Genomic DNA, 13,327 nt, shown 5'->3' on the forward strand with positions numbered 1-13,327 from the left:
GTTGATATCATTTTCATGGCGAATGACGATGGTCTTCCCCACGGCGGCAGATTATCGTGCTGGCCTACTGAAACGTTTTTCGGAGCCTGTCCATGAGTGATGCCCACAACGCCTTGATCACCCGTTTTTACCAGGCCTTCCAGCGCCTGGACGCCGACGCCATGAGCGCCTGCTACACCGATGATGTGGTGTTCAGCGATCCAGCGTTCGGCGAACTGCGCGGGCGTGATGCCGGTGACATGTGGCGCATGTTGACGACCCGGGCCAAGGACTTCTCCCTGACCTTCGATAACGTGCGCAGCGACGAACGTACCGGCGGTGCGCACTGGGTGGCGACGTACCTGTTCAGCCAGACCGGCAACATCGTGATCAACGACATCCAGGCGCGCTTCGTGTTTCGCGATGGCAAGATCTGCGAACACCATGACAGCTTCGATCTGTGGCGCTGGTCCCGCCAGGCGCTGGGCACCAAGGGCCTGTTGCTGGGCTGGACGCCGCTGGTGCGCAACGCCATCAGGGCCCAAGCGCTCAAGGGGCTGCGGGCGTTCCAGGCCAGTCGCTGATAAGATCGCGGTTTGTCCTGGCTCACCTGTTGAACATTTTGTGACGACCGTCGACTTATCCTCCGATCTGCCTGCACAAGGCGCCGCCGAACCGGACAAACCCTGGTTCGTCTACCTGGTGCGGGCCGCCAACGGCTCGCTGTACTGCGGCATCAGTGATGACCCGGTGCGGCGCTTCGCCAAGCATCAAAGCGGCAAGGGCGCGCGCTTCTTCCTGTCCAGCCCGGCAGTGGCCCTGGTGTACACGGAGGCCTGCCGCGACAAGGGCGAGGCCTTGCGTCAGGAGCGGCTGATCAAAAAGCTCAGGAAAAGCGCCAAGGAATGCCTGGTGGCCAGTGCGCTGCCCCTTCATCAGCCTGGCTGATAGGCCTTTATCAGGCCGGTAGGCTGGCCCGGTCAGGCGCGCTAAGCTGCAAGACTTCATTCCTGCAGTGGCGAATCTCATGTCAGAGTTGATTCTTCATCATTACCCGACGTCTCCTTTCGCGGAAAAAGCCCGGCTGTTGCTGGGTTTCAAGGGCTTGTCCTGGCGTTCGGTGAGCATCCCGCCAATGATGCCCAAGCCTGACCTGACGGCGCTGACGGGTGGCTATCGCAAGACGCCGGTGTTGCAGGTCGGCGCGGATATCTATTGCGATACGTCGCTGATTGCTCGTCGACTGGAGCAGGAGAAAGCCTCGCCGGCGCTGTTCCCTGAAGGCCGTGAGATGATCGCGGCGTCCTTCGCGGCATGGGCCGATTCGGTGGTGTTCCAGCATGCCGTGAGTCTGGTGTTCCAGCCGGAGTCGGTGGCGGTGCGGTTCGCCAAGCTATCGCCTGAAGCCATCAAGGCATTCATCAGCGACCGCGCCGGGTTGTTCAGTGGTGGCACGACCACGCGCTTGTCCGCCGACCAGGCCAAGCACCAGTGGCCGACGATCATGGCGCGCCTCGAACAACAATTGCAGCGCGAAGAGGGCGATTTCCTGCTGGGCGATCCGTCGATTGCCGACTTCGCCATGGCTCATCCGCTGTGGTTCCTCAAGGGCACGCCCGTCACTTCGTCGTTGGTGGACGCATACCCGGCGGTATCGACGTGGCTCGCGCGGGTGCTGGGTTTCGGCCATGGCGCGTCGAGCCAGATGAGTTCCGAAGAAGCCTTGGAGGTTGCCCGCAATGCGACGCCGGCCGCGCTGCCGGATGAGTCGTTTGAAGAGCCGAACGGGTTCGCGGTTGGGCAGCAGGTGACCATCGCCGCGACGGACTATGGTGTCGATCCGGTGGCCGGGGAGTTGGTGTTTGCGGGCAGTGAGGCGTTGATCGTACGCCGGGAAGATGAGCGTGGCGGGGTGGTGCATGTGCACTTTCCGCGGTTTGGGTTTCGCGTCGAGGCTCGATGAACAACGAATGATCTTGTGGGAGCGAGCTTGGTGGGAGCAAGGCTTGCTCGCGATGAAGGCGCCGCGGTCTCTTGAGTACCGCAGCGTCTGGATCGCGAGCAAGCTTTGCTCCCACAAAGCTCGCGATGAGGCTCTCAAATCTATATCGCGACAGCACCCTATCGAACTCGCACTCTGCCGAGCATCAGTTGCGGCGCTTGAGCTGATCAGTCAATGAAGTCGGCAACCCCTTGATGATCAACGTCCCAGCCTCTTCGTCATATTCGATCTTGGAACCCAGCAGGTGCGCTTCGAAGCTGATGGACAAGCCTTCGGCGCGGCCGGTGAAGCGGCGGAACTGGTTGAGGGTGCGTTTGTCGGCGGGGATTTCCGGCGATAGGCCGTAGTCCTTGTTGCGGATGTGATCGTAGAAGGCTTTCGGGCGCTCTTCGTCGATCAGCTCGGAGAGCTCTTCCAGGCCCATCGGCTCGCCGAGCTTAGCCTGGCTGCTGGCGTAGTCCACCAGGGTCTTGGTTTTCTCCCGAGCATCGTCTTCCGGCAGGTCTTCGCTTTCGACGAAGTCACTGAAGGCCTTGAGTAGGGTACGGGTCTCGCCGGGGCCGTCGACGCCTTCCTGGCAGCCGATGAAGTCACGGAAGTACTCCGAAACCTTCTTGCCGTTCTTGCCCTTGATGAACGAGATGTACTGTTTGGACTGCTTGTTGTTCTGCCATTCCGACACGTTGATCCGCGCCGCCAGGTGCAACTGGCCCAGGTCCAAGTGACGGGACGGGGTTACGTCCAGCTCATCGGTCACCGCCACGCCTTCGCTGTGGTGCAGCAGGGCGATGGCCAGGTAATCCGTCATGCCCTGCTGGTAATGCGCGAACAACACGTGGCCACCCACCGACAGGTTGGACTCTTCCATCAGCTTTTGCAGGTGTTCCACCGCCACGCGACTGAACGCGGTGAAATCCTTGCCGCCGTCCAGGTATTCCTTCAACCAGCCGCTGAACGGATGCGCCCCGGACTCGGCGTGGAAAAAGCCCCAGGCCTTGCCTTGCTTGGCGTTATAACTTTCGTTGAGGTCGGCGAGCATGTTCTCGATGGCCGTGGACTCTGCCAGTTCGGAGTCGCGGGCATGGAGCACAGCAGGGGTGCCGTCGGGTTTTTTGTCGATCAGGTGGACGATGCAATGACGGATCGGCATGGATTTCTCGGCTGATGAAAGAGAGGAGGGCACGCTCCCCGAAAAAGGGCCCAGTGTACCGCAATCACTGGTTTTGGAACCCGGCAAAGGCCCTTTCAGAGCCGTCCGACAGCCTATATGCAATTTTTTAACGTTTTAGCGCAAGAAAGCTGACCAAATGGGTAGCTAGAGGCGGATATTTCATAGGCATTGTGCTAGTTTTGCCCGGTCTTACGCGATGTCACTGCGTTAAGCGTGCATTCAGCATCTGTCAGGTCGAACCAAACCCGGTTTTCGGCATCTATTACCCCGATCCGTCGTGGTGATTGCCGAGGGTGCCTGATCCACAGAGATCGGGCTCGATGGCTGACACTGCACTCTGCAATCCATATGAATTTGATAGGGAAGGAACACTACATGGCTCTTACTAAAGACCAACTGATCGCTGATTTGGCTGAATCTGTAGACGCACCAAAAGCTACCGTGCGTGCTCTGCTGGACCAACTGGGCCAAGTCGTTGCCGATCAGCTGGAAAATGGCGGCGAAATCACTCTGCCAGGCGTTGGCAAGCTGAAAGTCACCGAGCGTCCTGCCCGTACCGGCCGTAACCCTTCGACTGGCGCTGCCATCGAAATCGCTGCCAAGAAAGTGATCAAGCTGGTTGTGGCCAAAGGCCTGACCGACGCGGTCAACAAGTAAGACCGCTGTAAAAAAAAACCGTGCCTCGGAGCGATCCGGGCACGGTTTTTTGTGTCTGTGTTTTTTGTGTCGGCGGCGGACACCGTCATCATGGTAGGCGCTCGCTCCCCCCTTGGATCAGCGTCGTATTAGCGAACCCAGCGCTCACGCCGCCAGATCTGCTGCTCGGACTTGGTCTGGAAAGTCCACGCCACAAAGCGACTCTGCTTCTGCCCCTGCGACATCTCCACCACCTGGCTCTCCAGTGCGCCAGCCTTCTTCAACGCGGTTTCGATCGCCGGCAGGTTCGAGGCTTTCGACACTAACGTACTGAACCACAAAACCTTGTGTTGGAAGTTCGCACTTTCGGCGATCAACTGCGTCACAAAGCGCGCTTCACCGCCTTCACACCATAACTCCGCCGATTGCCCGCCGAAGTTCAGCACCGGCAGCTTGCGCTTCGGATCAGCCTTGCCCAGGGCCCGCCACTTGCGCTCGCTGCCCTTGGTCGCTTCTTCCATCGAGGCGTGGAACGGCGGGTTGCACATGGTCAGGTCGAAACGCTCGCCCGGTTCCAGCAAGCCGATGAGGATGTGCTTGCGGTTTTGCTGCTGGCGCAACTGGATGACCTTGTTCAGATCGTTGGACTGAACGATGGCCCGGGCGGCCGCCTCGGCTGTCGGGTCGATCTCCGAGCCGAGGAAGTGCCAGCGGTATTCGCTGTTGCCGATCAGCGGATAAACGCAATTGGCGCCCATGCCGATGTCCAGCACATTGACGATTGCGCCACGCGGCACCTTGCCGTCGTTCATGCTCGCCAGCAGGTCAGCGAGAAAGTGCACATAATCGGCGCGGCCAGGAACCGGAGGGCAGAGGTAATCCGCCGGGATGTCCCAATGCTGGATGCCATAGAACGCCTTGAGCAGCGCCCGGTTGAACACCCGCACCGCGTCGGGGCTGGCGAAGTCGATGCTTTCCTTGCCGTACGGATTGGTGATCACAAACTTGGCCAGTTCGGGTGTGCTCTTGATCAGCGCCGGGAAATCATAGCGGCCCTGGTGGCGGTTGCGCGGATGCAGGCTGGCCTTCTCGCGCGGCTCGACGGCTTTGCTTGGGGACGCGGCGTCAGGCTTCTTGCGTGCGGGTTTGGGAGTGCGGGGGGCGTTCATGGGCGTGGCCGATTCGGGTATGGCTGAAAATGGCGGGTATTGTCCCACATCCCGCGCGCTCTTGATGGTAATGCGGACTAAATGTGGGAGCGGGCTTGCTCGCGAAGGCGTCGGTACATTCCAAACAGAGACAAGCTGACCTACCGCTTTCGCGAGCAAGCCCGCTCCCACAAGGGTTTTTCATTGTCTGGTAGAAAGGGGCGGGCATAAAAAAGGAGGTCCAGCTGGACCTCCTTTTTCATTGCGAACCACCGTTACAGGCTGGAGATCCGCGCATGCTGCTCAGCCAGCTTGCCCAGGGCCTGTTCGGCCTCGGCCAGCTTGGCCCGTTCCTTCTCGATGACCTCGGCCGGCGCCTTGTCGACGAAGCCGGCGTTGGACAGCTTGCCGCCGACCCGCTGCACTTCGCCTTTGAGGCGCAGGATTTCCTTGTCCAGGCGCGCCAGTTCGGCCGCCTTGTCGATCAGCCCGGCCATCGGCACCAGCACTTCCATTTCGCCGACCAATGCGGTGGCCGACAGAGGCGCTTCTTCACCCGCAGCCAGCACGGTCACCGATTCAAGCTTCGCCAGCTTCTTGAGCAACGCTTCGTTTTCGTTCAGGCGGCGCAGGTCTTCGGCGCTGGCGTTTTTCAGGAACAGGGTCAGCGGCTTGCCCGGGCCGATGTTCATTTCGGCGCGGATGTTACGCAGGCCGAGCATGAAGGTCTTGAGCCACTCGATGTCGTCCTCGGCCGCTGGATCGATGCGGGTCTCGTTGGCCACCGGCCACGGTTGCAGCATGATCGTCTTGCCTTGGATGCCCGCCAGCGGTGCGATGCGCTGCCAGATTTCCTCAGTGATGAATGGCATGAACGGATGCGCCAGGCGCAGGGCCACTTCCAGTACGCGCACCAGGGTGCGGCGGGTGCCGCGCTGGCGTTCGACCGGTGCGTTTTCGTCCCACAGCACAGGCTTGGACAGTTCCAGGTACCAGTCGCAATACTGGTTCCAGATGAACTCGTACAGGGCTTGCGCGGCCAGGTCGAAACGGAACTGGTCCAGTTGGCGGGTCACTTCGGCTTCGGTGCGTTGCAACTGGGAAATGATCCAGCGATCGGCCAGGCTCAGCTCATAGGCTTCGCCGTTCTGGCCGCAGTCTTCGCCCTTGTCCAGCACGTAGCGCGCAGCGTTCCAGATTTTGTTGCAGAAGTTGCGATAGCCTTCGACGCGGCCCATGTCGAACTTGATGTCGCGACCGGTGGACGCCAGCGAACAGAAGGTGAAGCGCAGGGCGTCGGTGCCGTAGCTGGCGATGCCTTCGGCGAATTCTTCGCGGGTGGCTTTCTCGATCTTCTTCGCCAGTTTTGGCTGCATCAGGCCGGAGGTGCGTTTCTGCACCAGGGTTTCCAGGTCGATACCGTCGATGATGTCCAGCGGGTCCAGGACGTTGCCCTTGGACTTGGACATTTTCTGGCCCTGGCCGTCGCGCACCAGGCCGTGGACGTAGACGGTCTTGAACGGTACTTGCGGGGTACCGTCTTCGTTTTTCATCAAGTGCATGGTCATCATGATCATCCGGGCGACCCAGAAGAAAATGATGTCGAAGCCGGTGACCAGCACGTCGGTGGAATGGAATTTCTTCAGGAACTCGGTCTGCTGCGGCCAGCCCAGTGTGGAGAAGGTCCACAGGCCCGAGCTGAACCAGGTGTCGAGGACGTCGTTGTCCTGCGCCAGGGCAACGTCCGGACCGAGGTTGTGCTTGGCGCGGACTTCGGCTTCATCGCGGCCGACATAGACCTTGCCCGACTCGTCGTACCAGGCCGGGATGCGGTGGCCCCACCACAGCTGACGGCTGATGCACCAATCCTGGATGTCGCGCATCCACGAGAAGTACATGTTCTCGTATTGCTTGGGCACGAACTGGATGCGGCCGTCTTCTACGGCGGCAATCGCAGGCTCGGCCAACGGCTTGGTGGACACGTACCACTGGTCGGTCAGCCATGGCTCGATGATGGTGCCGGAGCGGTCGCCTTTCGGGACTTTCAGGGCGTGATCGTCGACGCTGACCAGCAGGCCGGCGGCTTCGAATGCCGCGACGATCTGCTTGCGCGCCTCGAAGCGGTCCAGGCCGGCGTATTCGGCCGGGATCTGGCCGTCCACGTTTTCGTTCAGGGTGCCGTCGAGGTTGAAGGCCTGGGCGGCCGGCAACACATGGGCGTTCTTGTCGAAGATGTTCAGCAGCGGCAGGTTGTGGCGCTTGCCGACTTCGTAGTCATTGAAATCGTGGGCCGGGGTGATTTTCACGCAGCCGGTGCCGAATTCGGGGTCGCAGTAATCATCGCCGATGATCGGGATCCGACGGCCAACCAATGGCAACTCGACAAACTTGCCGATCAGGGCCTGGTAGCGCTCGTCGTTCGGGTTCACCGCCACGGCGGAGTCGCCCAGCATGGTTTCCGGACGCGTGGTGGCGACGATCAGGTAATCCTTGCCGTCGGCGGTCTTGGCGCCGTCGGCCAGCGGGTATTTCAGGTTCCACAGGAAACCTTTCTCGTCGTGGTTCTCCACTTCGAGGTCGGAAATGGCCGTGTGCAACTTGGTGTCCCAGTTGACCAGGCGCTTGCCGCGATAGATCAGCCCGTCCTCGTGCAGGCGCACGAAGGCTTCCTTCACCGCTTCCGAGAGGCCGTCATCCATGGTGAAGCGCTCGCGGCTCCAGTCCACGGATGAACCGAGGCGGCGGATCTGGCGGCTGATGTTGCCACCGGATTCGTCTTTCCATTCCCAGACTTTCTCGAGGAATTTCTCGCGACCCAGATCATGGCGATTCTGGCCCTGGGCTTCAAGGCGGCGCTCCACCAGCATCTGCGTGGCGATACCGGCGTGGTCGGTGCCCGGCTGCCACAAGGTGTTGCGACCTTGCATGCGGCGGAAACGGATCAGGGCGTCCATGATCGCATTGTTGAAGCCATGGCCCATGTGCAGGCTGCCGGTGACGTTCGGCGGCGGGATCATGATGGTGTAGGAATCGCCCGCGCCTTGCGGAGCGAAATAATTCTCGGACTCCCAGGTGTTGTACCAGGAAGTTTCAATGGCGTGCGGCTGGTAGGTCTTATCCATGCGCGGCGGGACCCTATTGGCATTTATTCAGGAAAAGCCGGGAAGTATAGCGGGGCGTGGGGCGCAGGGCGAGTCGGGGTGGCTGTGATCGCTTCATTCAAGCCGAGAAACATTGTGGCGAGGGAGCTTGCTCCCGCTGGGGCGCGAAGCGGCCCCAAACTGGCAGGCTTTTCACGACTGCTTCGCAGTCGAGCGGGAGCAAGCTCCCTCGCCACAAAAGCAACCACAGCCGGGTTGCCGGATTATTCGTACTGACTCAACAACCGCTCCATTCGCGCATCCAGCCGGCGCTTGATCTCGGTTTCGATGTGCGGGGCGAAGTCGTCGATGACGTCTTGCATGATCAACTGCGCGGCGGCACGCAATTCGCGGTCCAGGTGCAGCAGGGCGTCGGGGCCCTTGGCTTCGGCCTTGGCGGCAGGCTCGGGTTCGGGCTGGCCGTTGATCGGATCGAACAACAGGGGAATCTGTTCGTCATGCACCGGCTCATGAGCGGGCTCGTGTACGACCGTGTCGGTCAGCAGCGGTGGTTGCAGGTTGTCGTCGCCGAGCAGTTGGCGGATCGACTCAAGGTCATCCAGCAGGTGCGCGGGCTTTTGTGGCGATTTTGGAGTGTCCATCGTAGGGCTCAGAGTCGCTGTAAACGGTGGTCTTGCAGAGGATAGCCCTGTTCGCGGTAGAAACGGAAACTCTCCCGCGCGGCTTGTCGAATGGCCGGGTCTTCCACCACCACTTCCGCCACACGGGCGAAGCGCTGGGCAAAGGCCGGTACTTTCAGGTCGAGGTTGACCAACAGGTCCTGGTGCTGACCGCAGTCATTCCCCAGTCCCAGTACGATCAGGCCCTCGGGTTCGCTTTCGGCCGGGCCGTGGGGCACGAAGCTCTCACCCTTGAATGCCCACAGCCGTGCGTCCAGGTCCTCGCGCTGGGTGGCATCGCTGCAATGCAGGTAAATGCGGTGTCCCATGCGCCAAGCCTTTTCGGTGAGCTTGCAGGCGAAATCCAGCCGCGCCGACGGATCGGCGCTGGGCAGGATATAAAAATCGACTTTGGTCATTGCGGTTCCTGAGCCGTCGATGACGCCACCCGAGGGCGACGCCAACGACGGTCATTGGTGTCAGGCCTTGGCGCGGTCCAACAGGTACTGGGTCAGCAGGGGCACCGGACGACCGGTGGCGCCCTTGTCCTTGCCGCCGCTGGTCCAGGCCGTGCCGGCGATGTCCAGATGAGCCCAGTTCAGGTCCTTGGTGAAGCGCGACAGGAAGCAGGCCGCGGTAATGGTCCCGGCTTTCGGGCCGCCGATGTTGGCGATGTCGGCGAACGGGCTGTCCAGTTGTTCCTGGTACTCGTCGAACAGTGGCAACTGCCAGGCGCGGTCGTCGGCTTGCTGGCCGGCGCTGAGCAGTTGGCCGATCAGCTCGTCGTTATTACCCAGCAGGCCCGAGGTGTGGGCGCCGAGGGCGACGACGCAGGCGCCGGTCAGGGTCGCGATGTCGATCACCGCTTGCGGCTTGAAGCGTTCGGAGTAGGTGAGGGCGTCACACAGCACCAGGCGGCCTTCGGCGTCGGTGTTGAGGATTTCCACGGTCTGGCCGCTCATGGTGGTGACGATGTCGCCCGGACGCGAAGCCGTGCCGCTGGGCATGTTCTCGGCGCAGGCCAGGATGCACACCAGGTTGATCGGCAGTTGCAGTTCGAGCACGGCGCGCAGGGTGCCGAACACGCTTGCGGCGCCGCCCATGTCGTACTTCATTTCATCCATGCCGGCGCCCGGCTTGAGGCTGATGCCGCCGGTGTCGAAGGTGATGCCCTTGCCGACCAGTGCGTACGGCTTCTCGGACTTCTTGCCGCCGTTGTATTGCATGACGATCAGGCGTGGTGGCTGGGCGCTGCCCTGGCCCACGGCATAGAACGAACCCATGCCCAGGTCCTTGATCTTCTTCTCGTCGAAGACTTCGACTTTCAGGCCCTTGAACGCTTTGCCCAGTGCCTTGGCCTGTTCGCCCATGAAGGTCGGGTGGCAGATGTTCGGCGGCAGGTTGCCCAGGTCACGGGTGAACGCCATGCCATTGGCAATCGCGGTGGCGTGGGTCACGGCGCGCTGGACTTCAGCCTGGGCGGCCTTGATGGTCAGCAGGGTGATTTTCTTCAGGGCGCGAGGTTCGGCTTTCTGGCTCTTGAACTGGTCGAATTGATATTCGCCGTCCACCAGGGTTTCGGCCAGCAGGCGGTTCTTGCCATAGCTGTCGCGACCCTTGACCACCAACTCGTCCAGCGCCAGGACGGCATCACCGCCGCCGAGGCCTTTAAGGGTGGCCAACACGCCGGCGATGATTTTACGGAACGGACGGTCGCCCAGTTCGGCGTCCTTGCCCGCGCCCACCAGCAGCACGCGCTCGGCCTTGAGGTTGGGCAGGCTGTGCAGCAGCAGGCTCTGGCCGACCTTGCCGGCCAGGTCGCCGCGCTTGAGCACGGCGCTGATGGCCCCGCCGCTCAGGCTGTCGAGCTGGGTGGCGACGACGCCGAGCTGGCGGTTTTCGCCGACGGCAACTACCAACGTGGCGGTTTTCAACGTTTCTGGGCTGACGCTTTTTACAACCAGTTCCATGTCCGGATCCCTGAATGAATGGTCAAGAGGCCAGGCGCCGAAACAATGGCGCGCTGAACAGCTGTCTTCTCTATAGAAGCGCCGGTACTTGCCGGCGACAAAGGCCGCAGTTTGAACCCCGGTGCCCGAGCCTGACAACCCTCGGCGCCCCTAACTTTTCGGCTTTGAGCAGCGGGTTAAAGCGTGCGAAGTGACAGGCGCCTTCAATCACAGGATAATGCGGCTCTTTTTTCGGCGGCTCGCAATATGAGTCGGCTCGATACGTTTCTTGTTCGGCCGCCTAGCCTGACAATCGTGGAGTGTCTGGTTTGATCGTCTTTCGTTATCTGTCCCGCGAAGTCCTGCTGACCCTGAGCGCCGTCAGCGCCGTGCTGCTGGTCATCATCATGAGCGGGCGCTTCATCAAATACCTCGCCCAGGCAGCCTCCGGTGCCCTGGATCCGGGTTCACTGTTCCTGATCATGGGGTTCCGCCTGCCCGGCTTCCTGCAATTGATCCTGCCGCTGGGGTTGTTCCTCGGCATTTTGCTGGCCTACGGGCGCTTGTACCTGGACAGCGAAATGACCGTGCTGTCGGCCACCGGCATGAGCCAGCAACGCCTGTTTCGCATGACGCTGTTCCCGGCCACCTTGGTGGCGCTGGTGGTGGCGTGGCTGAGCCTGAGCCTGTCGCCCCAGGGCGCCAACCAATTCCAGCTGCTGATCAACCAGCAGGACGCCATGACCGAATTCGACACCCTGGTACCAGGGCGCTTCCAGGCCCTGCGCGACGGCACCCGGGTGACCTACACCGAACAGCTCTCGGATGACCGGGTCGACCTGGGCGGCGTCTTCATCACGCAAAAGAATGTGTCTGCGGACACCAAGAAGGACCGTGGCATTTCCGTGCTGGTGGCCGAGAAGGGCCGGCAGGAAATCAACCCCGACGGCAACCGCTACCTGATCCTGGAAAATGGCTATCGCTACGACGGCAAGCCAGGGCAGGCCGATTACCGGGCCATCAAGTACGACACCTATGGCGTGCTGCTGCCCAAGCCCGAGGTCAGCGACGAAGTCACCGACCGCGACGCGATGCCGACCGCCAGCCTGCTGGGCAACGAAGACATTCGCGCCCGCACCGAGCTGCAATGGCGCCTGTCGCTGCCGCTGCTGGTATTCATCGTGACCCTCATGGCGGTCCCGCTGTCGCGGGTCAACCCGCGCCAGGGCCGTTTCCTCAAGTTACTGCCGGCGATTCTCCTGTATATGGCTTACCTGACCATCCTGATTTCCGCCCGCGGCGCATTGGAGAAGGGCAAGATCCCGCCGGCGCTGGGCTTGTGGTGGGTGCACGGCATCTTCCTGGCCATCGGCCTGGGGCTGCTCTATTGGGAGCCGCTGCGCCTGAAGCTGGCCAGCCGTCGCAGTGCGATGGAGGTGGCCCGTGGTTAAACTCGACCGCTACATCGGCAGCAGCGTGTTCATGGCGATCCTCGCAGTGCTGGGGATCATCCTTGGCCTGGCGACCTTGTTTGCCTTCATCGATGAAATGAGCGACGTCAGCGATACCTACACCCTGATGGACGTGGCGAGCTATGTGCTGCTGACCGCGCCACGCCGTCTGTACGACATGCTGCCGATGGCCGCGCTGATCGGCTGCCTGATCGGCCTGGGCAGCCTGGCCAGTAACAGCGAACTGACCATCATGCGCGCCGCCGGCGTGTCCATTGGTCGGATTGTCTGGGCGGTGATGAAGCCCATGCTGGTGTTGATGCTGGTGGGCCTGCTGATCGGCGAGTACATCGCCCCGGCCACCGAAAACACCGCCCAGGCCAACCGCTCCCTGGCCCAGGGCGGCGGTGATGCGCAAAGCGCCAAGCACGGCCTGTGGCACCGCCAGGGCGACGAGTTCATCCACATCAACTCCGTCCAACCCAACGGCATTCTGTACGGCGTGACCCGTTATCGCTTTGACGAGCAGCGGCACATGCTGTCGTCGAGCTTCGCCAAGCGTGCGCATTTCGTCAAGGACCACTGGCAACTGAGGGATGTGACCACCACGCTGTTCCATGACAAACGCACCGAGGTGGTCGCCGCCCGGAAGGAGCGTTGGAATGTGTCGATCAGTCCGGAGTTGCTCAGTACCGTGGTAATGGCGCCGGAGTCCTTGTCGATTACCGGTTTGTGGGGGTACATCCACTACCTGGCGGACCAGGGCCTGAATAACGGCCGCTATTGGCTGGCTTTTTGGGTCAAGGTGTTGCAACCGCTGGTCACTGCCGCCCTGGTGTTGATGGCGATTTCCTTCATTTTCGGCCCGTTGCGTTCGGTGACCCTGGGGCAACGGGTGTTTACCGGCGTGCTGGTGGGCTTCACCTTCCGTATCGCCCAGGATCTGCTGGGGCCGTCGAGCCTGGTGTTCGGTTTCTCGCCGCTGTTTGCGGTGCTGGTGCCGGCCGGTATCTGCGCGCTGGCCGGGCTCTGGCTGTTGCGTCGGGCGGGTTGATCCATTTTCTTGTGGCGGGGGGAGCTTCTGTGGCGAGGGAGCTTGCTCCCGCTGGACTGCGCAGCAGGCCCCTGCAGCCTGCCTGACACATCGCCGTGGCGCATAATCGAGGGGCCGCTTCGCAGCCCAGCGGGAGCAAGCTCCCTCGCCACACGTGACGCTTGCGCGGTGTATCAG

Annotated in this window: 12 protein-coding genes; 6 read left to right on the forward strand and 6 right to left on the reverse strand. The window is 61.7% G+C overall.

The window, feature by feature from the left end; all coding sequences use genetic code 11:
- The first annotated feature begins 92 nt into the window (after positions 1-92).
- The 3 genes from M1D99_RS06285 (at position 93) to M1D99_RS06295 (ending at position 1,942) form a co-directional block, all read left to right on the forward strand.
- A complete protein-coding gene (locus M1D99_RS06285; protein WP_458131524.1) occupies positions 93-563 on the forward strand; it encodes a nuclear transport factor 2 family protein in 471 nt (156 codons plus the stop codon).
- A gap of 40 nt (positions 564-603) precedes the next feature.
- Positions 604-927: a GIY-YIG nuclease family protein gene (locus M1D99_RS06290; protein WP_186705165.1), complete on the forward strand. Its 324-nt coding sequence runs from the start codon at positions 604-606 to the stop codon at positions 925-927.
- 79 nt (positions 928-1,006) lie between these two features.
- Positions 1,007-1,942 carry a glutathione S-transferase family protein gene (locus M1D99_RS06295; protein ID WP_458131525.1) on the forward strand — a complete coding sequence of 312 codons (936 nt, stop codon included), beginning with the start codon at positions 1,007-1,009 and terminating at the stop codon, positions 1,940-1,942.
- A 184-nt stretch (positions 1,943-2,126) separates the two neighbouring features.
- Here M1D99_RS06295 and yejK read toward each other — a convergent pair whose 3' ends face one another.
- Positions 2,127-3,131: a nucleoid-associated protein YejK gene (yejK, locus tag M1D99_RS06300; RefSeq protein ID WP_030139623.1), complete on the reverse strand. Its 1,005-nt coding sequence runs from the start codon at positions 3,129-3,131 to the stop codon at positions 2,127-2,129.
- Positions 3,132-3,527: 396 nt separating this feature from the next.
- Between yejK and M1D99_RS06305 the strand changes: the two genes are divergently transcribed.
- Positions 3,528-3,809 carry an HU family DNA-binding protein gene (locus M1D99_RS06305; protein WP_058544106.1) on the forward strand — a complete coding sequence of 94 codons (282 nt, stop codon included), beginning with the start codon at positions 3,528-3,530 and terminating at the stop codon, positions 3,807-3,809.
- Between the two features lie 128 nt (positions 3,810-3,937).
- On the opposite strand, the gene rlmF is transcribed toward M1D99_RS06305, so the two are convergent.
- The 5 genes from rlmF to M1D99_RS06330 form a co-directional block, all read right to left on the reverse strand.
- Positions 3,938-4,957, reverse strand: a complete 1,020-nt coding sequence (gene rlmF, locus M1D99_RS06310; RefSeq protein ID WP_458131526.1) for a 23S rRNA (adenine(1618)-N(6))-methyltransferase RlmF — start codon at positions 4,955-4,957, stop codon at positions 3,938-3,940.
- 254 nt (positions 4,958-5,211) lie between these two features.
- On the reverse strand, positions 5,212-8,058 hold the full coding sequence (locus M1D99_RS06315) for a valine--tRNA ligase (protein WP_434574448.1): 2,847 nt from the start codon (positions 8,056-8,058) through the stop codon (positions 5,212-5,214).
- 242 nt (positions 8,059-8,300) lie between these two features.
- A complete protein-coding gene (locus M1D99_RS06320; RefSeq protein WP_186705169.1) occupies positions 8,301-8,678 on the reverse strand; it encodes a DNA polymerase III subunit chi in 378 nt (125 codons plus the stop codon).
- An 8-nt stretch (positions 8,679-8,686) separates the two neighbouring features.
- A complete protein-coding gene (locus M1D99_RS06325) occupies positions 8,687-9,115 on the reverse strand; it encodes a DNA polymerase III subunit chi (RefSeq protein WP_186705170.1) in 429 nt (142 codons plus the stop codon).
- Between the two features lie 60 nt (positions 9,116-9,175).
- Complete coding sequence (locus M1D99_RS06330) at positions 9,176-10,666, reverse strand: leucyl aminopeptidase (protein ID WP_458131527.1); 1,491 nt, start codon at positions 10,664-10,666, stop codon at positions 9,176-9,178.
- A gap of 308 nt (positions 10,667-10,974) precedes the next feature.
- Here M1D99_RS06330 and lptF point away from each other — a divergent pair, with 308 nt between their 5' ends.
- Together lptF and lptG are read left to right on the forward strand one after the other, a co-directional pair.
- Positions 10,975-12,096, forward strand: coding sequence for an LPS export ABC transporter permease LptF (gene lptF, locus M1D99_RS06335; protein ID WP_186705172.1), 1,122 nt, complete (start codon positions 10,975-10,977; stop codon positions 12,094-12,096).
- On the forward strand, positions 12,089-13,150 hold the full coding sequence (lptG, locus tag M1D99_RS06340; protein ID WP_186705173.1) for an LPS export ABC transporter permease LptG: 1,062 nt from the start codon (positions 12,089-12,091) through the stop codon (positions 13,148-13,150). The genes lptF and lptG overlap by 8 nt, the downstream gene beginning before the upstream one ends.
- Positions 13,151-13,327: the final 177 nt, after the last annotated feature.

The organism is Pseudomonas sp. R3-41, from assembly GCF_054161485.1.